Below are 21,387 nucleotides of genomic sequence, written 5' to 3'. Positions count from 1 at the left end.
CGGCTCAGGGCCGAGGGGGTCGCCACGGACCACCTGGGACCGGAGCGCTTCCTGGGGCCGCCGCCCGGGGCGTGCCGGCGAGGTCGCGGCCGCGGCGGTGATCCACCGGACCCGCCCTACGGGACCAGCACGATCTTGCCTGCGACGGTGCCGGACTCGGCCAGCCGCATGGCTTCCGCGGCCCGGGCCAGCGGGAGTTCGGCGGCGACCCGGGCGGTGACCTCGCCTCGCGCGAGGGCCGCGAAGACCTCGGTGAGGTCGGCGCTCAGCCGGGCGCGGAAGCGGTCGCGGCCGAGCGCGCGGCCCGCCCAGACGTTGTAGAAGTAGGCGCTGCGGCGGTTGGGCAGCGCGTTCCAGAGCCACACCCGGCCCAGCAGCCGGAGCACCGGCCACTGCTTGGAGCCCTGGTCGTCGCGGGTGGACGCGCTGCCGTAGGAGACGAGCGTGCCGCCGGGGGCGAGCAGCCGCCAGGAGTCGACGATGCCTTCGCCGCCGACGTGGTCGAAGACGGCGTCGACCCCGCCGGGGGCGAGTTCGCGCACCCGCGCCGGGACGTCCTCGGTGCGGTAGTCGACGGGCAGCACGCCCTGGGCGCGCAGGCTCTGGTGGTGGCGCCGGGAGGCGGTGCCGATCACCGTCGCCCCGGCGGCGAGGGCGAGCTGGACGAGGACGGTGCCGACACCGCCGTTGGCCCCGTGCACCAGCACGGTGTCACCGGCGCGGACCCGGGCCTTGCGGTGCAGCATCTGCCAGGCGGTGATGCCGTTGACGACCACCGTCTCGGCCTCCGCGGCGCCGATCTCCCCGGGCACGGCCACCAGGTCCGCCGCGTCGATGGCCATGTGGCTGGCCCAGCCGCCGACCTTCACCAGCGCGGCGACCCGGGTGCCGACCAGCCGGGCGTCGACGCCGGGGCCGACGGTGAGCACGGTGCCGACCAGGTCGTAGCCGGGCACGAAGGGGAAGGGCGGCTGGTCGTAGTAGCGGCCGCGGCGCATCTGCTGTTCGGCGAAGGAGACCCCGGTGGCCTCCACCCGGACCACGGCCTGGCCGGCCCCGGCGGTCGGGACGGCTCCGTGGCGCAGCTGCAGGCCTTCCGGCTCCACCACGCCCGGGAGCACGACCTCGACCAGCTGCTCGGCGGCGGGCTGCCCGGCGGCGGTGTCCGCGGCGGTCGGGACAGCGCTCAGGCCGGCGTTCGGGTTCGCGTTCAGGTCGGCGTTCATGTCGGTCTCCACTCGTCGGTCGCGTTATGCGCTCTCTCGCTCGTTAGAAGTTATAACCCCTCGGGAAGGCGAACGTCAACAACTCCAGTGATAGCCTCTAACCGAACGAGCCGACACAGCCACACCGACGGAAAGGCGGCCGGCCATGGCGGAGACAGCGGCGAGCAAGGGCGACGCGGCCACCCCCCGCGAGCGCTACCGCTCCCAGGTCCGCACCGAGATCAAGGAGCGCGCCTGGGAGCAGATCGCGACCGCCGGGGCCTCCGCGCTCTCGCTGAACGCGATCGCCCGGCAGATGGGCATGAGCGGCCCCGCGCTGTACCGCTACTTCGCCGGTCGAGACGACCTGATCACCGAGCTCATCCGGGACGGCTACCGCAGCCTGGCCGACGCCTTCCGGGCCGCGGCCGACGGCGGCGCCGACCTCGCCGGGCTGGCCGACACCCTGCGCCACTGGGCCCTGGCCGACCCGCAGCGCTACTTCCTGCTCTACGGCACGCCCGTCCCCGGCTACCACGCACCGCCGGACACCACCGCGATCACCGGCGAGATCATGGCCGTGATCCTGGACGCCTGCGCCGCCCTCCCGGCCGCGGCCCCGGACCCGGAGGACGGCCCCGGCGCCGGATTCGACGCCGACCTCGCGACCAACCGGGCCTGGGCCGGCGACCACCCCGCCCCGCCCCGGGCCCTGCGCCGCGCGCTCGGCTTCTGGACCCGGCTGCACGGCGCCCTCTCCCTCGAGCTCGCCGGGCACTTCACCGGCATGGGCTTCGACCCCGCACTGCTCTACGCCGCCGAACTGGACTCCCTGCGGTCCCGCTGAGCCGCGCTCGCTCCGACCGGCAACCGCCGGGCACGCGTGCGCACTGGTGCACGCGGCCGGGCCTACGATGGCCGGATGAGCAACGGCGAGGTTCCGGCAGCTGCACACCACTCGCACCAGCGCGGGGGCGAGCGCCTGGAGGTGGCCGCGTCCGTGCTGACGATGCTGGCCGACCGCACCCGGCTGGCACTGCTGGAGCGGCTCGGCCGGGGCGAGGCGGACGTCACCACCCTGACCGAGGCGACCGGCGCGGCCCGGCCGTCCGTCAGCCAGCACCTGGCCAAACTGCGCCTGGCCGGTTTGGTGACCACCCGCAAGGACGGCCGGCGGGTGGTCTACTCGCTGCGCCACGGCCACCTCCGCCGGCTCGTCGACGAGGCGCTCAACGTGGCCGACCACCAGATCGGCCACCTGCCGCCGCACGACTGACCGCCACCCCCGGCGGGGCGCGGGCACCGCCAGAGGGGCGCGGACACCGGCCCGGGAGCCGTGGGCGGCCATCCGCACAACAGGTGCACAGGTACGCACGCATTGACTATGATGGTGCGGCACTCCCACCGACGAACCGGACGGGGCCGCCATGCTGTCCGTACTGCGCAACCGTGCGTACCGCCGCCTGTTCACCGCCCAGGTCGTCGCCCTGGTCGGCACCGGACTGGCCACCGTCGCCCTGTCGCTGCTGGCGTACGACCTCGCCGGGGCCGACGCCTCCGCCGTACTCGGCACCGCACTGGCGATCAAGATGGTCGCCTACGTCACGGTCGCCCCGGTCGCCGGCGCGCTCGCCGGCCGGATACCCCGGCGGGCCCTCCTGGCCGGGATGGACCTCACCCGGGCGGGCGTCGCGCTCGCCCTGCCGTTCGTCGACAGCGTGTGGCAGGTCTACCTGCTGATCCTCCTGCTGCAGGCCGCCTCCGCCGCGTTCACCCCGACCTTCCAGGCCACCATCCCGGACGTGCTGCCCGCCGAGCGGGACTTCACCCGGGCGCTGTCCATGTCCCGTCTCGCCTACGACCTGGAATCACTGTTCAGCCCGGCGCTCGCCGCGCTGCTGCTCACCGCCGTCAGCTACGACTGGCTCTTCCTCGGCACGACGGCCGGCTTCCTCGCCTCCGCCGCGTTGGTCGTCTCCACCGTGCTGCCCAGGCCCGCGCCCGTCGAGCGGTCCGACGGCGGGCGCCCCGGCGACGGCCGCGCCAGGGCCCGGGCCGGCGGCCGGCTGTTCCGGGCCACCCCGCGGCTACGGGCCCTGCTCGCCCTCGACCTCGCGGTCGCCGCCGCGGGGGCGATCGTCTTCGTCGACACCGTCGTGGTGGTGCGCGACCACTTCCACCGCCCGGCTGGCGCCGTCTCGCTCGCCCTCGGCGCGTACGGCGCGGGCTCGATGCTCACCGCACTGCTGCTGCCCCGCCTGCTGGCCAAGGTCGGCGACCGGGCGGTGATGCTGCCCGCCGCGTTCGCCCTGCCCGCCGTCCTGGGCGCCGTCGGCGCGGTCACCGCCACCGGGCCCGGCGCCTGGTCGTGGGCGGCCCTGCTGGCGGCCTGGGCGCTGGTCGGCGCCGGCAGCTCGGCGGTCCTCACCCCCGGCGGCCGGCTCATCCGGCGCTCCGCGACCGACGCCGACCTGCCCGCCGCCTTCGCCGCCCAGTTCTCGCTCTCGCACGGCTGCTGGCTGCTCACCTACCCGCTGGCCGGCTGGCTGGCGGCGGGCGCCGGCCTGCCCGCCACCGCCGTCACGCTCGGGCTGCTCGCGCTGGCCGGGGCGGTGGGCGCCGCCGCCCTGTGGCCGGCCCACGACCCGGACGCGCTCGACCACCTGCACACCGACCTGCCCGCCGGGCACCCCCACCTCGCCGACGCCCACCCCGCCCGCGCCGGCGGCTGGCAGCACGGCCACCACTACGTCATCGACCAGGACCACCGCAGCTGGCCCCGCCCCGGCCGCACCCGCGCCTCGCTCGGCTGAGCCGCGCCGGACCCGGGCGCTCCGCCCCTTCCGGACGCCCCGTGGCCGGGGTCAGGTAGGCCCGGGGGCCAGGCAGGCCCGGGGGCCAGGCAGGACCGGGGGGTCAGGCGCGGCCGGTGCGCCAGGTGTCGATGCCGACCAGGATCGCCTCCAGGCCCTGGGCGTACCCCTCGTCGAACTCGCCAAACATCACCGGGCCCGCCGCGGCGGCGAGCGGGTGGGCGGCGAGGCGTTCGGCGCGGGCCTCCAGGTCGTACCCGGCCTCGCCGACGAAGGGGTTGGGGCCCATCGCCTGCTGCTCGACGGTGTAGCCGATCGTGTAGCTGTAGCCGGTGTACCAGGCGCGGGCGGCCGCGGTCAGGGTGAAGCCGGCGTCGACGAGCAGGCGCAGCCCGGCGTCCAGCCCGGCGGCGTACGAGGTGTCCGTGAACCGGGCGCCGCTGTAGACCCGGGCGCCGTCGCGGTAGCGGAGCAGCTGCGCGCGCAGCCCGTGCATGGCGGCGCGGTAGGCCTCGCGCCAGTCCCCGGCAGGCGGCTCCCCGGCGGAGTTCATCCGCCGCATCATCTCGGTCGCCATCTCGTCGAGCAGCGCCTGCTTGTCCTTGAAGTGCCAGTACAGCGCGGGCGCCTTGACGTCCAGTTCGGCGGCGATGGCGCGCAGGGTGAGCCCGTCCAGGCCCACCTCGTCGAGGAGTCTCAGCGCGGTGTCGGCGACCAGTTTCCGGTCGAGCCTGGGGGATTTCTGCGGGGTCACGGTTGACAGTTTAACGCCGTTAAGTGGATGCTTCCGTCACCAACCCACTTAACAACGTTAAGGAGTGGCCATGGCCTCCTCGGAGACGGCTGTGCACACGGACGTCCTGATCGTCGGCGCCGGCCCCACCGGCCTCGCCCTCGCCGTCGACCTCGCCCGGCGCGGCGTGGACGCCCTGCTCGTCGAGCGCGGCACCGCGCTCTTCCCCGGCTCCCGCGGCAAGGGGCTCCAGCCGCGCACGCTGGAGGTGCTGGACGACCTCGGCGTCCTGGCGGAGGTCCGCGCGGCGTCCGGGCACTACCCGCCGAACCAGTTCTGGCAGGACGGCGAGCGCCAGGGCTCGCGCCGGATGTACGACCCGACCGAGCCCTCGGAGGCCGCGCCGTACAGCGAGACGCTGATGCTGCCGCAGGCGCGCACCCAGCGGATCCTGCACGACCGGCTCCGCGAACTGGGCGGCGGCGTGGAGTTCGGGCACGAGCTGGTCGGCCTGACCCAGGACGCGGACGGCGTCACCGCCGAGTTCGCGGCCGCCGGCCCCGTCCGGGCGCGCTACGCCGTCGCCGCCGACGGCGGGCGCTCGACCGTCCGGCGGCTGCTCGGCATCGGGATGACCGGCGAGACCGTCGACCCGGATCCGCTCCTGGTCGCCGACGTGCTGCTCACCGGGCTGGACCGCGAGCACTGGCACGTCTTCCCCGCCGACGAGGGCTCCGGCGAGGGCCTGCTGGCCGCCTGCCCGCTGCCCGGCGCGGAGCCGCTGTTCCAGCTCGTCGCGCAGTTCCGGGCGGGCACCGCCGTCGACCCGTCCCTGGAGGGCCTGCGCCGGGTGGTCGCCACCCGCACGCACCTGACCCCCGACCAGGTCCTGGAGGTCCGGTGGGCCTCGGAGTTCCGGCCGCGGGCCGCGCTGGCGGACCGCTTCCGCGCGGGCCGGGTGTTCCTGGCCGGCGACGCCGCCCACGTGCACTCCCCGGCCGGCGCCCAGGGCCTCAACACCAGCATCCAGGACGCCTACAACCTGGGCTGGAAGCTGGGCGCGGTCCTCGCGGGCGACGCCCCGCCGGCCCTGCTCGACAGCTACCAGGAGGAGCGCCGCGCCAACGCCGCCGACATGCTGGAGCTGTCGACGAAGGTGCACCGCGGCGAGGTCCGCCGGGGCCGGGCGACCCAGCAACTCGGCCTCGGCTACCGGGAGTCGACGCTCAGCACGGAGACCCGGCGCGACCTTCCCGAGGGCGCCCTGCGGGCCGGCGACCGCGCTCCGGACGGGATCCGCGGCGGCACCAGGCTCTTCGACGCCTTCCGCGGGCCGCACTGGACCCTGCTGGTCGTCGGCACCGGGGCCGCGACTCCGGAGGCCGCCTGCCCGGTCGTCCGCATCCCGGCCTACGAGGCCTACGGCACCGGACTCTTCCTCGTCCGCCCGGACGGCTACCTCGGCTGGGCCGGAGCGACGGCGGACGGCCTCGCGGCGTACGCGGCCCGGGTCGGGGCGCCCGTCGGCTGACGGCGGCCCGCCGGAGGAGCGCCCGGGCCGGCGGCCACCCGGGGCGCGTGCGGGTGCCGGATAGGATGAGGCATGAAATCGAACATCAGCCGCCCCAGGGCGACTTGGGGCAGATCGCGGCCGGACGTCCTGGCGTCGCTGCTGGGTGCCGCGGCCGCCGGATGGACCGTGGTCGCACTGACCGTGCACACCGGCGGCCCGGCCGCACTCGACCCCGACGGCGCGACCGACGCCGCCCTGGCCCGGACGGGCGCCTTCGCGATGGCCGTGCTCGCCGCGGTGGCGGCCCTGCTCTGGCGGCGCCACCAGGTCACCGTCGGCCGCCCGGGCGGCACCGGCGGCTGGCGACGGGCGGCCGTCGCCGCCTCCGTCGTGCACCTGGTGCCCGTCCTGGCGGTCATCGCACTCGCCCCGTGGAGCTGGAAGGCGCCGCTGATCGCCTTCGCCTGCGCGGTGATCACCTGCGGTGTCCAGGAGGCCGCCTCCGCGGCGGCGCCGGCCGGCGGCCGGGCCGTCCGGCCCGTGCCGACCTCCGCCTGACGCGTCCGGGCTCCGCGCCCCGCGACGGCTCCCACCGGGTCCCGTCGTGGGGCACGCGCGTGTCGAGCCCCGGTGTCAGGCCAGGTGGAGGCGGACGCCGGAGTCCGTGAACGCCTTCCCCTGCGCCGCCGGCAGCCCGTCGTCCGTCACCAGGTCGTGGACCTCGGAGAGCGGGCAGATCGAGGCGAAGGTGACCCGGCCGACCTTGGTGCTGTCGGCCACGATCACCGAACGCGCGCTGCTGCGCAGGAACGCGCGGTCGGTCTGGGCCTCCATCTCGTCGTGCGTGGTGCAGCCCTCCTGCGGGGTCAGGCCGTCAACGCCGATGAAGGCGATGTCCAGGTGGTACTGCGCGAGCATCCGGTCCGCCGCCGGGCCGACCAGCTCGTAGCTCGCCGACCGCGCCAGCCCGCCGATGACCACCAAGCGGGTCTCCGGGCGGACGATCAGTTCGGCGGCGATGTTGACGGCGTTGGTGACGACCGTCAGACCGCCCCGCTCGGCCAGCACCCGGGCCAGCTCCGTGGTGGTCGTCCCGCCGCTGAGGCCCACCACCGCGCCCTCGGGGACGAGTTCGGCGGCCGCCCGGGCGATCCGCCGCTTCTCCTCCTGCTGCTTCTCGCTGCGGTGGCGCAGCGGCAGTTCGAGGTTGACGGCCCCGGTCACCGCGCCACCGCGGGTGCGGTGCAGCAGCCCCTGCTCGTGCAGCTCCTGGAGGTCGCGGCGGACCGTCGCGCCGGAGACCCCGAGCAGCTCGGAGAGCGCGTGCACGTCCGCGCTCCCCACCTCACCGATGTGGGACAGGATCCGGGCCGCGCGATCAGCTTTGAGCATGACCGGAGTGTAGCTCTCGGGCCCGACAGGGCACTCCACCAGAGCGGATTCCCGCGTCAGCCCGGAGCGGGACCCGGGCCGGGATGCGCAGAACTGACTCAAATGGCATGCACCGATCAATATTGAGCAGGGTCACCGCCACCCCGAATGGCGACGCACCCTCCTTCTTCGCTGCTCAAACTTGCACTGATTCCGCCCGCCGCTCAGCGGCTGAGCAAGAACGCGCAACGGGCAACGGGCCGCCCTCCGTCATGGTCGAGCCGTGTCCACACTGCAACACTTCGGTAACGCGGGTGGCCCGTCGGGCCGCCAGAGATGCACACTCTCCTTCACCCGATGCTCAATCATGACTCGACCCAGCCCCGAGTAATCATCTTCGTGCACGCTTCCCGCTTGCACGACCTCGCCGGGCCTGGAACAACCCGGGACGGCCTCACGCGCAAAGGCGGAATCCATGAAGCGGCGTCTTCTCACCCTGTCGGCGGCCACGGCGAGCGCGGCACTCGCGCTGTCCGCGTGCGGGAGCGGCTCCGACGGCTCCACCTCCGCCGACGGCGTCACCACGATCAGGTTCGTCGCCGCCGACTACGGCTCCAACGGCCAGAACCCCGGCCAGGAGTACTGGCAGGGCGTCATCTCCGCCTTCCAGCAGCAGAACCCGAAGATCCGGGTCGACCTCCAGGTGATCAACTGGAACGACATCGACACCCAGGTCAAGACCATGGTGCAGAACGGCAACCAGCCCGACGTCCTGCAGACCGGCGGGTACGCCGACTTCGCCAAGAACGGACAGCTCTACCCCGCCACGGACGTCCTCTCCCCCGACACCGCCCAGGACTTCATCCCCGCGATGACCAAGGCCGGCACCCAGGAGGGCACCCAGTACGGCATCCCGTTCGTCTCCAGCGCCCGGATGTTCCTGATCAACAACGCCCTCTTCCGCAAGGCCGGCCTCGACCCGGCCAAACCGCCCACCACCTGGGACGAGGTCACCACCGCCGCCACCGCGCTCAAGGCCGCGGGCGTCGAGGTCCCGCTCGGCCTGCCGCTGGGCCGGGAGGAGGCCCAGGGCGAGTCCTTCATCTGGATGCTGGAGAACAAGGGCGGCTACCAGGACGCCGGCGGCGCCTACACCATCAACTCCCCCGCCAACGTGGAGACCTTCGGCCGGCTGAAGGGCTGGGTCGACGCGGGCCTGACCGAGCAGAGCCCCGCCTCCGTCAACCGCACCGATCTCACCAAGGACTTCGCCTCCGGCAAGGTCGGGATGATGAACGGCTTCCCCGGCCAGCTCGCGGACGTCAAGGCGATGGACGTCAGCTGGGCGGCGATGCCCAGCAAGGACGGCACCACCAAGTCCACCCTCGGCGTCGGCGACTGGGTGATGGCCTTCAAGAAGCGCGGCCACAAGGACCAGGTCAAGGCCTTCCTCGACTTCGCCTACCGCCAGGAGAACACGGTGCGGTTCGCCAAGGAGTACAACCTGCTGCCGGTCACCCGTTCCGCGCTCACCGCCATGCAGGCCGACCCGGACGGCAAGCCGCTCCAGCCCTTCCTGCAGATCCTGCCGACCGCCACCTTCTACCCGCTGAGCGACCCGACGTGGCCCGGCGTCTCCGCCCAGGTCAAGGTCCAGATCGGCAGCGCCCTCAAGGACCCGAAGAAGGCCCTGGACGCGCTCCAGCAGGCCGCCGAACAAGCCGGGCAGTAGCCGGGCGACGAGCCGAGGGAACCGACACCGTGTCCTCACCCGCCGTCGACGGCACCCGCACCGCCGGCCCCGACCGGCCCGACCGCACCGGTCGGCCGGCCCCGCCGGCCCGGCGCCGCCGCGCACTGCCGCGCCTCGGGCCGCTGCCCTGGATCGGCCCCGCCGTCCTGCTGATCCTCGTCGTGGTCGTCTGGCCGGTCGTCGAGATGGTGCGCACCTCGCTGCGCCGCATCGACACCTCCGGCACCGACCACGGCCCGGCCGGACTGGTCAAGTACCGCAAGCTGTTCGCCGATCCGCGACTTCCCGACGTCCTGCTCTGGACGGCCGTCTGGACGGTCGTCGTGGTCGGCCTGACCATGCTGCTCTCGCTCGGCCTGGCCCAGCTGTTCAACCAGCGCTTCCCGGGCCGGCGGATCACCCGCTGGGCGCTGATCGCGCCCTGGGCCGCCTCGGTGCTGATGACCGCGATCGGCTTCCGCTGGATGCTCGACCAGGTCGCCGGCGTGCTCAACCGCCTGCTGCTCGACCTCGGACTGATCGACCACGCCCGCGCCTGGACCGGCGACGCCGCCCAGGCCAAGCCCTGGCTGGTCCTCGTCGCGGTCTTCGTCTCGCTGCCGTTCACCACCTACACCCTGCTGGCCGGCCTGCAGACCGTCCCGAACGAGGTGTACGAGGCGGCCCGGGTCGACGGCGCCTCGCCCTGGCAGACGTACCGCAAGGTCACCCTGCCGCTGGTGCGCCCGGCCTTCCTCGTCGCCCTCGTGGTCAACCTCATCAACGTGTTCAACTCCTTCCCGGTGATCTGGGGCATGACCCAGGGCGGCCCCAACACCGACACCGCGACCACCACGGTGTTCATGTACATGCTGCGCGGCTACGACGTGGCCGAGTCGGCGGCGATGTCCGTCGTCAACTTCGCCGCCGTCGTCGTGCTGGTCCTGCTCTTCCTCAGGACCAGCGGCTGGAACCAGGAGGAGAACCGATGACCGCCCGCCCCCGGACCCCCGCCCGCCCGGCACCGGGCGGGCGCCGACCGCGCGCCCGGACCGTCCTGCTCACCGCCACCGCCTGGGCGCTGGCGGCCCTCTTCCTGCTGCCCTACGTCGACATGGCGGTCACCGCCGGACGACCGGCCGACCAGCTGCGCGACAACGGCTACCTGCCCACCCGCTTCGACTTCTCCTCCTTCACCAGCGTGTGGACGGACACCACCCTCGGCGCCAACCTGCGCACCACCCTGCTGGTCGCCGGCGGTTCCACCCTGCTCGTCCTGCTGGTCGCGCTGCCCGCCGCCTACCACACCGCCCGGGTCCGCTTCCGCGGCCGCCGGGCCTTCCTCCTGCTGGTGCTGGTCACCCAGATGTTCCAGCCCGCCGCGCTCCAGGTCGGCCTCTACCGCGAGTTCCACGCGCTCGGGATGCTGGACACCGTCTGGGTGCTGGTCCTCGCCAACGCCGCGTTCAACCTGGCCTTCGCGATCTGGATCCTCGGCGCCTACATCGGCTCCATCCCGGTCGAGCTGGAGGAGGCCGCGATGATCGACGGCACCGGCCGGATCGGCGCCCTCTTCCGGGTCACCCTCCCGCTCGCGCTGCCGGGCGTCGTCACCGCCGTCATCTTCACCTTCATCGCCGCCTGGAACGAGTTCGTGATGGGCCTGACCCTCACCAACACCCCCGAGCGCCAGCCACTCACCGTCGGGATCAACAACATGATCGGCGCCTACAGCGTGCAGTGGAACCAGGTGTTCGCGGCCTCGCTGGTGGCGATCGTGCCGGTGGTGGTCCTCTTCGCCGTCATCGAACGCCATGTCGTCTCCGGGCTGACGGCCGGCTCCGTCAAGTAGCCGCCCGACGTCGGGCGAAGGGGGACACCCGTCCACCCCCGCCCGCAAGCCGGACTGCGCCGTCCGGATGACACCGGTGCCACGCGGGCGCATGGTGGAGAAGAGGGGCGGCACCCGTGCGGGGCACCGGTCCCGGTGCCCGCGCCCGCCGCCCGGCCCGACGACCCGACACACACCTGAAGAGTCGGCCCGCCACCACGGCAGTGGCGGACGCCCCTGAGGTCCGGCGAAGGGGAACGCCGATGACGAACCGACGAGCGAACGAGCACGCCCCGGTGGACGGCGGCCCGCCCGCCGACGAGTACGCCGACGTGGTGGTGGTCGGCTCCGGCTTCGGCGGCTCGGTGGCCGCCTACCGGCTGGCCGAGGCCGGCCGGTCCGTCGTCGTCCTGGAACGGGGCAAGCCGTACCCGCCCAACGGCTTCGCCCGCTCGCCCGCCGCGATGGCCCGCAACTTCTGGGACCCGAGCGAGGGCATGCAGGGCCTCTTCGACGTCTGGTCCTTCCGCGGGCTCGAAGGGGTGGTCTCCAGCGGCCTGGGCGGCGGCTCGCTGATCTACGCCAACGTCCTGCTCCGCAAGGACGAGAAGTGGTTCGTCCACGAGTCCCCGCTGCCCGGCGGCGGCTACGAGAACTGGCCGATCAGCCGGGCCGACCTCGACCCGCACTACGACCGGGTCGAACGGATGCTCGGCGCGACACGGTACCCGTACCCCGACACACCGAAGACGGTCGCGCTGCGGGAGGCCGCCGACCGGCTCGGCCTGCCGGTGGAACGGCCGCCGCTCGCCGTCACCTTCACGCCCCGCCCCGGCGGTCCGCCCGTCCCCGGGGCCCCCGTACCGGAGCCGGAGTACGGCAACCTGCACGGCTTACCCCGCAGCACCTGCCGGCTCTGCGGCGAGTGCGACCTCGGCTGCAACTTCGGCGCCAAGAACACCCTGGACCACACCTACCTGTCGGCCGCCCGGCACCACGGCGCCGACCTCCGCACCCGCTGCGAGGTCCGCGGCTTCGCCCCGCTCCCCGGCGGCGGCCACGAAGTCCGCTACGTGGTGCACGACCCCGCCCGCGAGGGGCACCGCACCGACACCGACCGGCTGCCGGTGCGACGGATCGCCTGCGAGCGCCTGGTGCTCGCGGCCGGCACCTTCGGCTCCAGCTACCTGCTGCTGCGCAACCGCGCCGCCCTGCCCGGCATCAGCCCCGCCCTGGGCACCCGGTTCAGCGGCAACGGCGACCTGCTCGGGCTGGTCCTCAAGGCCACCGGCGGCGCGGCCGGGCAGGGCGCCCGCCGGCTGGACGCCAGCACCGGGCCCGTCATCACGACCGCGGTCCGGGTCGGCGACGAACTCGACGGGGACGGCTCCCCGGGCCGCGGCCACTACGTCGAGGACGCCGGCTACCCGGAGTTCGTCGGCTGGCTCGCCGAGGAGGCCCAGCTGCCGGGCGAGGTGCTGCGGACGCTCGGATTCGGTCTGGAACGCCTGCGCTCCCGGTTCGGGCACAGCCGGCAGAGCCACCTCGGCCGGCAGCTCTCGCTGCTGCTCGGCTCGGGCGCGTTCTCCGGCTCCGCGCTGCCGCTGCTCGGCATGGGCCGCGACGTCCCCGACGGCCGGATGAGCCTGGAAGGCGGCTACCTGGAGGTCGACTGGACGGTGCAGACCTCGCTCCGCTACTTCGAGGGCGTCCGGTCCACGATGCGGGAGCTCGCCGAGGCGCTCGGCGGCGAGTTCGCCGACAACCCGCTCTGGTGGACCCACCGGGTGATCACCGTGCACCCGCTGGGCGGCGCCCCGATGGGCCGCCACCCGGGCGAGGGCGTCTGCGACGCCCACGGCGAGGTGTTCGGCGTCCCCGGGATGTACGTCCTCGACGGCTCGGCGCTGCCGGGGCCGGTGGGCGCGAACCCCTCGCTGACGATCGCCGCGTTCGCCGACCGCGCCTGCGACCACCTCCTCGCCGAACGCGCCGCGCCCCGTGCCGCGGCCACCGCCCCGGCCCCGGCCCCGACTGCCGCCGCTGTTCCTGCTGCTGCCGCCGCACCGGCTCCGAACCCGGCGCCGCCCCCGACCCCGGTGCCGTCCGTCGACGGCGGCCGCGGGCCGACCAGCCTGTCCTTCACCGAGGAGATGAAGGGCCACGTCGCGCTCGGCGTCACCGACCCCGGCCAGGGCCGGGCCCTCGGCCGGGCGCAGCACCGGCAGCTGATGTTCCACCTCACCATCACGGCGCACGACGTGGACCGCTTCGTCGCCGACCCGGCCCACCCCGGCACCGCCGTCGGCTACGTCGACTGCGACACCCTCGGCGGCCGGCTGCCCGTCGAACGCGGCTGGTTCAACCTCTTCACCCGCACCGCCGACCCCCGCCGGCGGCTGATGCTCTACCGGCTGCACCTGCGCGACCCCGGCGGCAACCCGCTGACCCTGGTCGGCCACAAGGACGTCCACGACGACCGCGGCCTCGACCTCTGGCACGACACCTCCACGCTCTACTACCGGGTGCTCGCCGGCCACGTGCCCCCCGGCGGCGACGAGGACGTACGGGTGCTCGGTGCGGGCGTCGTCAGCATCCCGGTCCGCGCCTTCGTCCACCAGCTGACCACCTTCCGCACCGAGGGCCCGCACCCCGCACTCGCGCTGGAGCGGTTCGGCCGGCTGTTCCTCGGCCAGCTGTGGGCCGTCTACGGCCCGCGCCTGGCCCGGGCCAGGGAGCCGGCATGAGGACCCGCGAACTGCGCGCGCACGCCGAGGAGATCGGCTTCACCCCGCAGGAGCAGACCCGCTGGCTGGCACCGCGCCAGCTCGCCCGCACGGCCGTCAAGGTCGTCCTGGCCACCGTCTTCGCCGACTACGCGGACAAACGGGAGATCCAGGGCGCGCTCTCCGCCAGGATGCTGCGCGCCCCGCTGCACCGGCCCGACGCGCAGGAACTCTGGTTCGACTTCGTCGCCGACCTCGGCGACGGCTTCGACGCCACCGGCTCCGTCGCCTGGGCCCTGGCCGCGCCCTCGCTCACCCTCCCCGGCCCCGCAGCGACCGAGCTGCCCCGGGGCGCCCTGCTCGTCCTCGGCGGCGACGAGGTCTACCCGACCGCCTCGGCCCGGGACTACGAGGACAAGACGAAGGGCCCCTACCGGGCCGCCCTCCCCACCGCCGACGACGAACCCCTCATGGTCGCCCTGCCCGGCAACCACGACTGGTACGACGGCCTCACCGCGTTCCTGCGCGTCTTCGCCCAGCAGCGCCCCATCGGCGGCTGGCGGACCCGGCAGACCCGCAGCTACTTCGTGGTGCAGCTGCCCCGGCGCTGGTGGCTGGTCGGCCTGGACAGCCAGCTCGGCGAGTACTTCGACGACCCCCAGCTGCGCTACTTCGAGACCCACCTGTCGGCCAACCTCCAACCCGGGGACGGCGTCATCGTCTGCTCCGCCGAGCCCACCTGGGTGAAGAGCGCCGACAAGGACGTCGACGCCTTCAACGCCCTGCACTGGTTCGACCGCAACTACGTCCGCACCCGGCTCGACCCGCAGACCGGCGAACGCACCCCGACCGACGCCGCCATCCGCCTGTGGCTGACCGGCGACCGGCACCACTACGCCCGCTACGCCGAACGGCTCCCCGACGAACCGGCCGGCACCGGCGACCTGCCCGCCGACCCGCGGCGTCGCCAGCTGGTGACCTGCGGCCTGGGCGGTGCCTACCTCGCGGCGACCCACCGGCTGCCGGCCGCGCTGCCGCTGCCGCCCGCCGGCTCCCGCCTGCGGGAGAAGGACGACCCGCCGCCGGTCTTCGACCGCGCCCGCACCACCCACCCCGACGCCGCCGACTCCCGCCGGATCTCCCGGGGCCTCGCCCGCCCCTGGTCCCGGACCTGGCTGCCGCGCCGCAACCCCGGTTTCGCCGAACTCACCGCGGGCGTGCACGCCGTGCTGTTCCTGCTGACGAGCTTCCTGTTCGCGCTGGCGGAGGGCGTGCTGCGGCCCGTGGACGCCGTGCGCACGGCCGACGCCGGGGACCTCGGCGGCTTCGTCGGCGGCCTGTGCGGCGCGGTCGCGGTCCTGTTCGCCTTCCGCTGGGCCTACCGGCTGGTCCGGCCGCACGTCCGCGCCACGCCCTCCACCGGACTGGTCTCCGTCCTGGTGCAGGTCGCCGTCGCGCTCGTGGTCCTCGCCCTGTGCGTCGCCGTACCGTTCCCCGCCGACTGGTCCGGCTGGGCCGTGCTGGTCTCCTGCCTGGTGCTGGCCGGCCTGGTGGGCGGCGCCCTCGGCTCCGAGGTCTTCGCCCTCTGGGTGCTGTCGGCACGCCACGGCGCCGCCGCCGAATGGCAGATGTCCGGCCAGTCCGTCGAGGAGTACAAGGGGTTCCTGCGCCTGCACCTCGCACCGGACGGCGACCTCACCCTCTACCCGCTGACGCTCGACCGCATCTGCCGCGACTGGCGGCTGCAGGACGACCCGTCGCTCGGCAGGCGGCCGGTGCCCGCCCGGCCGCCGACCGTACGGCTGATCGAGGAACCCGTCGTGGTCGCGCGCGCCGCCGGGAAGGCCGGGACACCATGACCACCACCTCCACCGGGGCCACCCGTTCCGCGGCGACCGGGCCGCACACGCCCAGCAGGCCGACCACCCGCCGCGACCACGTCACCGAGGTGCGGCCGCTGACCGCGCTCGACGGCCGGCCGCTCAGCCTGGTCCGCGTCCACGGCCGCCACCCGCCCACCCGGGGGCCCGTCCTGGTCGCCCACGGCGCCGGGGTGCGCGCCGAGCTGTTCCGCCCGCCGCTGCGGCGCACCTTCGTCGACGCCCTGATCGACGAGGGCTGGGACGTCTGGCTGTTCAACTGGCGCGCCTCCATCGACCTCCCCCCGACGCCCTGGACGCTCGACCAGGCGGCCGCCCACGACCACCCCGCAGCCGTCGCCCACGTGCTCGCGGCCACCGGCGCGGACCGGCTCAAGGCCGTCGTGCACTGCCAGGGCTCGACCTCGTTCATGATGGCGCTGGCCGCCGGGCTGCTGCCCGAGGTCGACACCGTGGTCAGCAACGCCGTCTCGCTGCACCCCGTCGTCCCCGGCCTCTCCACCTTCAAGATCGCCCGCCTGGCACCGCTCATCGCCCACGCCCTGCCGGCCATCTCCCCCCGCTGGGGCGACCGGCCGGACGGCGTGCTCTCCCGCCTGCTGGTCACCTTCGTGCGCGCCACCCACCCGGAGTGCCGCAACACCGTCTGCCGGATGGTCAGCTTCACCTACGGCACCGGCTGGCCCGCCCTGTGGTCCCACGCCAACCTCGACGAGGCCACCCACGACTGGATCCGCGGCGAGTTCGCCGACGTCCCGATGACCTTCTTCGCCCAGATGAACCGGTGCATCCGGGCCGGCCACCTGGTGTCCGTCGACCGCACCACCGGCCTGCCGCGCTCCGCCGTCGACCGCCCGCCCAGGACCGACGCCCGGATCGTGCTGCTCGCCGGCGAACAGAACCGCTGCTTCCTCCCCGAGAGCCAGCAGCGCACCTTCGACTTCCTGCAACGCCACCGGCCCGGCCGGGACAGCCTGCACCTGCTCCCCGGCTACGGCCACCTCGACGTCTTCCTCGGCCGCCGCGCGGCCACCGACACCTACCCGCTCATCCTCAAGGAGCTGGCGACATGAAGCCGGTCCTGCCCCTCGCCCGGCTGGGGCTGTCGCTCGTGCCCTCGCCCTACCCGCGCCGGCAGCGGCGGCTCGCCGGGCGCAACGCACTCGTCGACGGCATCCCCTTCGAGATGCCCGTCAACTCGGCGGACACCCCCTGCATGATGGCCGCGTTCACCGTCGACCGCGCGGCCGCCGCCCGGCTGCTCCCCGGCGGCGAACTGCACCCGGTGGCCCTCCCCGGCCGGCGCGGGCTGCTCGTCGTCACCGTGGTCGACTACGTGCGCACCGACATCGGCCGCTACATCGAGTACTCCATCGCACTCGCCTGCACCCACGGCAGCCGGCCCGCACCGCCGCTGCTCCCCGGGCTCCTGCAGGGCGTCTTCGGCACCGGGCAGTACGTCCTGGACCTGCCGGTCAGCAGCGAGATCTCGGTCAAGGGCGGCAAGGGCATCTGGGGGATGCCCAAGCACCAGGCCAACCTCGACTTCAAGGTCACCGACGCCACCGTGTCCAGCGAGTACCAGGTCGACGGGCGGCTGGGCACCTTCCTCTCGATCGACCGCCCGCCGGCCACCGCCCTACCGCTGCGCGTCAAGGCCGCCAACTACTGCGCCTTCCGCGGCATGCTGATGAAGTCGTTCGTCTACTTCGAGGGCGAGGCCGACCTCGCGTTCGGCCGGCGCGCCCGGGCCCGCCTCCTGATCGGCGACGCCCCGCAGGTCGCCGCGCTGCACACCCTCGGCATCGCCCCCGACCCGCTGTTCACCTGCTACCTGCCGACCACCCGCGGCGTGCTCGACGACCACTTCGAGTGCTGGTTCCTCACCAGCGAGGCCGCCGGCCGCAGCTACGGCGAGCCGCTGGGCAGCGTCGTCGGCCTCGGCCTCTCCCAGCAGTGGCTGGACCCGCCGGGCATCGACGTCGGCGCACGGCCCTGAGGGCGGAGGCACCGTCGTGAGCCTGCTGCCGAGCCGGGTCACCGGGGATCCGCTGCGGCTCGTGCTGGTGCTGATCGGCGCGGTGACGGTGCTCACCGGGCTGTGCCAACTCGTGGCACCCGGGCCCCTGCTGGACGTGCTCTCGGCGGAGTCGACGCCGACCACCCGGCACCTCTTCGGCACCGTCGGGATGTTCATGGTCGTCATCGGCGGACTGGTCGTGCAGGGGCTGCTGTCCCCCTCGCCGCCGTCCTACCTGCCGCTGTGGGTGGGGCTGCAGAAGTTCGCCGCCTCCGTACTGGTGGGCGTCGCCGTCGCCCGGGACCTCTTCGGACCGCTGGCCCTGCTCGTCGCCGCCTTCGACTTCGCCACGGCCGTGCTGTGCGCGGTGATGTGGCGGCGGCCGGCCCGCCGGGACACGACGCCGGCCACCACCGGGCAGCGGCCGGCCGCGACCGGGGAGCAGCCGTGAGACGCGCCCTGGTCCTGGCCGGCGGCGGGATGCGGGTCGCCTGGCAGACCGGTGTCGTCCGGGCCCTGCACGAGTACGGCCTGGGCTTCGACCACGTCGACGGCACCTCCGGCGGGATCATGACCACGGGCATGCTGCTGTCCGGTCAGGACCCGGCCGAGATGGCCCGACGGTGGTCCGCCCTCGACGTCCACGACTTCACCGCGGCCCTGCCGCCGGGCGACTACCTCCGCGGCCCCTGGTCCCTGCCCGCCCTCGGCAGCGCCGACGGGGTGCGGCACAAGGTCCTCCCCGCGCTCGGCATCGACGTCGACGCCGTGCGCGCCGCACCCCTGGAGGGCACCTTCAACCTCGTCGACTTCACCACCAAGGCCTGCGTCGCGGTGCCGCACACCGAGATCGACCTGGACCTGATGACGGCGGGCATGTCGCTGCCGCTGTTCATGCCGCCGCTGCGCCGCGACGGGCACGTCTGGACCGACGCGGTGTGGGTCAAGGACGCCAATCTCGGCGAGGCGCTGCGCCGCGGGGCCGAGGAGGTCTGGCTGGTCTGGTGCATCGGCAACTCCCGGTACTGGGGCGACGGCCCGCTGGAACAGTACGTCCACATGATCGAGATGAGCGCGAACGGCGGCCTGTTCGCCGAACTGGCCGCCGCGCAACGGCCGTTCGTCCTGCACGTGGTCAAGCCCGCACACCCGCTGCCGCTCGACCCGGAGTTCTTCACCGGCCGGATCACCGCCGACACCCTGATCGACACGGGTTACCGCGACGCCTGGGACTACCTCGACACCGCCCGGCCCACGGGTGTCGCCAAGGACCCGACCTGCACGGTGATGCGGGACGCCCCCCGCGGCGTGCGGGTCCGCGAACGGCTGCGCGGCACCGTCGGCGGCGCCGACCTCGCGCTCGACCTCGTCGTCGAACTCCCGCTCCCCGCCGACGGCGAGCCCTCGCCCGGCGCCCGGCTGGTCGGCCACGTCGACCACCCGCCCTGGGGCGGCCGGCTCCCGCTCGCCGGCGGCCGCGTCGTGGCCGACCCCACCGGGCTCGACTACCTGGCCAGGGCCCGGCCCGCCGGCGACTGGGTCGACGTGCGGGTGCACCGCGACCTCACCGGCGACCGCGCCCTCGACCTCTTCTCCGAGGCCCGCACGGTCACCTTCCGGGCGGCGGACGGCAGCACCGGCGAGCTCCACCTCGGCCTCGCCGACGCGGCCCGCTCCCTGGCCTCCGTCGAGCCGTTCGGCGCCCACGGACTCCTCGGCCACGCCGACGCCCTCACCGAACTCGCCCGCCCCGGCCTGCGCCGCACCCTGACACCCCCACCGGCCTGACCGGGCCGCGGGCGACGCAGCGCGCCGCCCGACGGTGCACCCGCTCCCCCCGCATCCTCCCCCGGCGCCCCCACGGGCGCCGGATTCGTGCTGCCCGGCGGGGCACGTCCACCGGCCCGGGCCTGCCCGTTCCGCCCGGACGTCCGGCTTCCCCGTCGCGCCCTGACCGGAACCGTCCTGGGCCGCTTGCGTCCAGCTGACGGGCCTTCCGCTCCCTCCCCGCAGCGACGAAGCTGGTGATCGCCGCCGGGAAGCAACGGCCCGGGCAGCAGGGCGGGACGCGTCATCGTGGGACGCGACCCACCGTCACCCTGCCTGTGGGCTCCGCCCCGCCGGCACCCCCTGACCGTTCGGACGGGCCGCTCCGCGGCCCTGCTCCGCCCTGTCGTCGGGGGCCGGCACGCACCATCACCCTCCCTGCCCCGCTCTGACAGGAGTCCATCAGCCATGCCCCGCTTCACCAGCGCCCTCGCCCGCACCGCCGGCCCGCTCGCCCTCGCCGTCGCCTGCCTCGCCGGCGTCGCCCCGCAGTCCGCGCAGGCCGCCTCGATAGCCACCTGGGACAAGGTCGCGGACTGCGAGAGCAGCGGGAACTGGAGCATCAACACCGGCAACGGGTACTACGGCGGCCTGCAGTTCAACCTGAGCACCTGGAAGGGCTACGGCGGCGGCCAGTACGCGGCCTACCCGCACCAGGCCACCAAGCAGCAGCAGATCCTGATCGCCGAGAAGGTCCTCGCCGTGCAGGGCCAGGGCGCCTGGCCGGTCTGCGGCCCCAAGGCCCGCCTCGCGGCCGACCGCGCCAACCCCTACCCGGACGGCTCCGGGCCGGTGACCCCGCCGCAGCCGGAGAGCAAGACGCTGACCTGGTACCTGTCGGACAGCGCGTCGTCCACCACGGCCACCCGCGCGTCGTTCGCGTTCGGCAGCACCCCGCTCGTCCCGCTGGCCGGTGACTTCGACGGGAACGGCACCGACACCCAGGCCGCCTACGACCCCACCACCTCGACGTTCTACCTCGCCAACTCGGGCAGCGCCGCCGAGGCCACGCTGACCTTCGGCAACCCCGGCAACCGGCCGGTCCTCGGCCGCTGGGACGGCACCACCTCCCAGATCGGCGTCTACATGCCCGACAGCGGAAAGTTCTACCTCCGCAACAGCGACGGCAGCGTCAACTCCTTCGCCTTCGGCAACGGTGGCGACTGGCGGCCGGTCTCGGGCGACTGGGACGGCAACGGCACCGTCACCGTCGGCCTCTACGACCCCGCCACCAGCACCTTCTACCTGCGCAACAGCAACACCGCGGGCGGCGCCGACCAGACCATCACCTTCGGCAACCCCAACAGCATCCCCCTCGCGGGCGACTGGGACCACACCGGCCACACCAACATCGGCGTCTACATGCCCGACAACCACACCTTCTACCTCCGCCACGACGACGGCACCGTCACCGCCACCTCGTACGGCGACTCCGGCGACACCCCGATCACCGGCGACTGGAACGGCGACGGCTACGCCACCCAGGGCATCATCCACACCTGATGAAGCGGTCCGCGCCCCTTCAGCTCCGGGGTGCGGGGCCGAACCGCGCGGATCCCCGGCAGCGCCGGTCACCCGCAACGGTGGCCGGCGCTCCGGCGTGCCTGCGGCGCCCGCCCAGCAGTGCGGTGGCGGGCCGTTGTCCGGCCACGCACCCGCAGGCCCCCGGGCAGGTTCGCCCGGGGGGCTGCGGGGGCCGGCCGGGGGGCGGGCTGGGGTGGGCGGCGCGGTCGGGG

18 protein-coding genes are annotated in these 21,387 nt (G+C 74.3%); 15 read left to right on the top strand and 3 right to left on the bottom strand.

Annotated elements, in window-relative coordinates:
• Positions 1-116: 116 nt before the first annotated feature.
• On the bottom strand, positions 117-1,226 hold the full coding sequence (locus AB0N04_RS37350) for a medium chain dehydrogenase/reductase family protein (RefSeq protein WP_360222771.1): 1,110 nt from the start codon (positions 1,224-1,226) through the stop codon (positions 117-119).
• A 145-nt stretch (positions 1,227-1,371) separates the two neighbouring features.
• Between AB0N04_RS37350 and AB0N04_RS37345 the strand changes: the two genes are divergently transcribed.
• From AB0N04_RS37345 to AB0N04_RS37335, 3 genes are all read left to right on the top strand, one after another.
• Positions 1,372-2,052 (top strand): TetR/AcrR family transcriptional regulator, encoded by a 681-nt coding sequence (locus AB0N04_RS37345; protein ID WP_360222768.1) that lies wholly within the window; start codon positions 1,372-1,374, stop codon positions 2,050-2,052.
• Positions 2,053-2,127: 75 nt separating this feature from the next.
• Positions 2,128-2,481 carry a metalloregulator ArsR/SmtB family transcription factor gene (locus AB0N04_RS37340; protein WP_360222765.1) on the top strand — a complete coding sequence of 118 codons (354 nt, stop codon included), beginning with the start codon at positions 2,128-2,130 and terminating at the stop codon, positions 2,479-2,481.
• Between the two features lie 151 nt (positions 2,482-2,632).
• Positions 2,633-4,018, top strand: coding sequence for an MFS transporter (locus AB0N04_RS37335; protein ID WP_360222763.1), 1,386 nt, complete (start codon positions 2,633-2,635; stop codon positions 4,016-4,018).
• A gap of 103 nt (positions 4,019-4,121) precedes the next feature.
• Here AB0N04_RS37335 and AB0N04_RS37330 read toward each other — a convergent pair whose 3' ends face one another.
• Entirely contained in the window at positions 4,122-4,772 is a 651-nt protein-coding gene (locus AB0N04_RS37330) for a TetR/AcrR family transcriptional regulator C-terminal domain-containing protein (RefSeq protein ID WP_360222760.1), read from the bottom strand.
• A gap of 70 nt (positions 4,773-4,842) precedes the next feature.
• Here AB0N04_RS37330 and AB0N04_RS37325 point away from each other — a divergent pair, with 70 nt between their 5' ends.
• The gene (locus AB0N04_RS37325; RefSeq protein WP_360222757.1) at positions 4,843-6,282 is read left to right on the top strand and encodes an FAD-dependent monooxygenase; all 1,440 of its coding nucleotides are present in this window, start codon (positions 4,843-4,845) and stop codon (positions 6,280-6,282) included.
• Positions 6,283-6,354: 72 nt separating this feature from the next.
• Entirely contained in the window at positions 6,355-6,822 is a 468-nt protein-coding gene (locus AB0N04_RS37320; RefSeq protein WP_360222754.1) for a hypothetical protein, read from the top strand.
• A 75-nt stretch (positions 6,823-6,897) separates the two neighbouring features.
• On the opposite strand, the gene AB0N04_RS37315 is transcribed toward AB0N04_RS37320, so the two are convergent.
• Positions 6,898-7,656 (bottom strand): DeoR/GlpR family DNA-binding transcription regulator, encoded by a 759-nt coding sequence (locus AB0N04_RS37315; RefSeq protein WP_360222751.1) that lies wholly within the window; start codon positions 7,654-7,656, stop codon positions 6,898-6,900.
• 454 nt (positions 7,657-8,110) lie between these two features.
• On the opposite strand from AB0N04_RS37315, the gene AB0N04_RS37310 reads away from it, so the two are divergent.
• The 10 genes from AB0N04_RS37310 to AB0N04_RS37265 all read left to right on the top strand — a co-directional run bounded on the left by AB0N04_RS37310 (position 8,111) and on the right by AB0N04_RS37265 (position 21,154).
• On the top strand, positions 8,111-9,367 hold the full coding sequence (locus AB0N04_RS37310; RefSeq protein ID WP_360222748.1) for an extracellular solute-binding protein: 1,257 nt from the start codon (positions 8,111-8,113) through the stop codon (positions 9,365-9,367).
• Between the two features lie 125 nt (positions 9,368-9,492).
• Entirely contained in the window at positions 9,493-10,359 is an 867-nt protein-coding gene (locus AB0N04_RS37305; protein WP_360222774.1) for a sugar ABC transporter permease, read from the top strand.
• Positions 10,356-11,219, top strand: coding sequence for a carbohydrate ABC transporter permease (locus tag AB0N04_RS37300; RefSeq protein ID WP_360222745.1), 864 nt, complete (start codon positions 10,356-10,358; stop codon positions 11,217-11,219). The genes AB0N04_RS37305 and AB0N04_RS37300 overlap by 4 nt, the downstream gene beginning before the upstream one ends.
• 242 nt (positions 11,220-11,461) lie before the next feature.
• Positions 11,462-13,945 carry an FAD-dependent oxidoreductase gene (locus AB0N04_RS37295; RefSeq protein ID WP_363365679.1) on the top strand — a complete coding sequence of 828 codons (2,484 nt, stop codon included), beginning with the start codon at positions 11,462-11,464 and terminating at the stop codon, positions 13,943-13,945.
• Positions 13,942-15,783: a hypothetical protein gene (locus tag AB0N04_RS37290; RefSeq protein WP_360222579.1), complete on the top strand. Its 1,842-nt coding sequence runs from the start codon at positions 13,942-13,944 to the stop codon at positions 15,781-15,783. The genes AB0N04_RS37295 and AB0N04_RS37290 overlap by 4 nt, the downstream gene beginning before the upstream one ends.
• Positions 15,780-16,877: an alpha/beta fold hydrolase gene (locus AB0N04_RS37285; RefSeq protein ID WP_360222582.1), complete on the top strand. Its 1,098-nt coding sequence runs from the start codon at positions 15,780-15,782 to the stop codon at positions 16,875-16,877. Before AB0N04_RS37290 ends, AB0N04_RS37285 begins: the two co-directional genes overlap by 4 nt.
• On the top strand, positions 16,874-17,803 hold the full coding sequence (locus AB0N04_RS37280; RefSeq protein WP_360222585.1) for an acetoacetate decarboxylase family protein: 930 nt from the start codon (positions 16,874-16,876) through the stop codon (positions 17,801-17,803). Before AB0N04_RS37285 ends, AB0N04_RS37280 begins: the two co-directional genes overlap by 4 nt.
• A 16-nt stretch (positions 17,804-17,819) precedes the next feature.
• Entirely contained in the window at positions 17,820-18,275 is a 456-nt protein-coding gene (locus AB0N04_RS37275) for a hypothetical protein (protein WP_360222588.1), read from the top strand.
• Positions 18,272-19,612 carry a patatin-like phospholipase family protein gene (locus AB0N04_RS37270; protein WP_360222591.1) on the top strand — a complete coding sequence of 447 codons (1,341 nt, stop codon included), beginning with the start codon at positions 18,272-18,274 and terminating at the stop codon, positions 19,610-19,612. Before AB0N04_RS37275 ends, AB0N04_RS37270 begins: the two co-directional genes overlap by 4 nt.
• 447 nt (positions 19,613-20,059) lie before the next feature.
• Positions 20,060-21,154, top strand: a complete 1,095-nt coding sequence (locus AB0N04_RS37265; RefSeq protein ID WP_360222594.1) for a transglycosylase family protein — start codon at positions 20,060-20,062, stop codon at positions 21,152-21,154.
• Positions 21,155-21,387 lie beyond the last annotated feature (233 nt).

Source organism: Kitasatospora sp. NPDC051702, assembly GCF_040681575.1.
Classification (GTDB): Bacteria; Actinomycetota; Actinomycetes; order Streptomycetales; family Streptomycetaceae; genus Kitasatospora.
The sequence above is the reverse complement of the archived record's forward strand: the minus strand, read 5'-3'. Positions and strand labels throughout refer to the sequence as shown.

What these genes read in the sequence shown, in the direction of transcription:
- AB0N04_RS37290 (WP_360222579.1), top strand. Translation starts at nt 13,942, where the DNA reads ATGAGGACCCGCGAACTGCGCGCGCACGCCGAGGAGATCGGCTTCACC.
- AB0N04_RS37300 (WP_360222745.1), top strand. Translation starts at nt 10,356, where the DNA reads ATGACCGCCCGCCCCCGGACCCCCGCCCGCCCGGCACCGGGCGGGCGC.
- AB0N04_RS37340 (WP_360222765.1), top strand. Translation starts at nt 2,128, where the DNA reads ATGAGCAACGGCGAGGTTCCGGCAGCTGCACACCACTCGCACCAGCGC.
- AB0N04_RS37310 (WP_360222748.1), top strand. Translation starts at nt 8,111, where the DNA reads ATGAAGCGGCGTCTTCTCACCCTGTCGGCGGCCACGGCGAGCGCGGCA.
- AB0N04_RS37315 (WP_360222751.1), bottom strand. Translation starts at nt 7,656, where the DNA reads ATGCTCAAAGCTGATCGCGCGGCCCGGATCCTGTCCCACATCGGTGAG.
- AB0N04_RS37325 (WP_360222757.1), top strand. Translation starts at nt 4,843, where the DNA reads ATGGCCTCCTCGGAGACGGCTGTGCACACGGACGTCCTGATCGTCGGC.
- AB0N04_RS37345 (WP_360222768.1), top strand. Translation starts at nt 1,372, where the DNA reads ATGGCGGAGACAGCGGCGAGCAAGGGCGACGCGGCCACCCCCCGCGAG.
- AB0N04_RS37350 (WP_360222771.1), bottom strand. Translation starts at nt 1,226, where the DNA reads ATGAACGCCGACCTGAACGCGAACCCGAACGCCGGCCTGAGCGCTGTC.
- AB0N04_RS37320 (WP_360222754.1), top strand. Translation starts at nt 6,355, where the DNA reads ATGAAATCGAACATCAGCCGCCCCAGGGCGACTTGGGGCAGATCGCGG.
- AB0N04_RS37335 (WP_360222763.1), top strand. Translation starts at nt 2,633, where the DNA reads ATGCTGTCCGTACTGCGCAACCGTGCGTACCGCCGCCTGTTCACCGCC.
- AB0N04_RS37295 (WP_363365679.1), top strand. Translation starts at nt 11,462, where the DNA reads ATGACGAACCGACGAGCGAACGAGCACGCCCCGGTGGACGGCGGCCCG.
- AB0N04_RS37265 (WP_360222594.1), top strand. Translation starts at nt 20,060, where the DNA reads ATGCCCCGCTTCACCAGCGCCCTCGCCCGCACCGCCGGCCCGCTCGCC.
- AB0N04_RS37285 (WP_360222582.1), top strand. Translation starts at nt 15,780, where the DNA reads ATGACCACCACCTCCACCGGGGCCACCCGTTCCGCGGCGACCGGGCCG.
- AB0N04_RS37280 (WP_360222585.1), top strand. Translation starts at nt 16,874, where the DNA reads ATGAAGCCGGTCCTGCCCCTCGCCCGGCTGGGGCTGTCGCTCGTGCCC.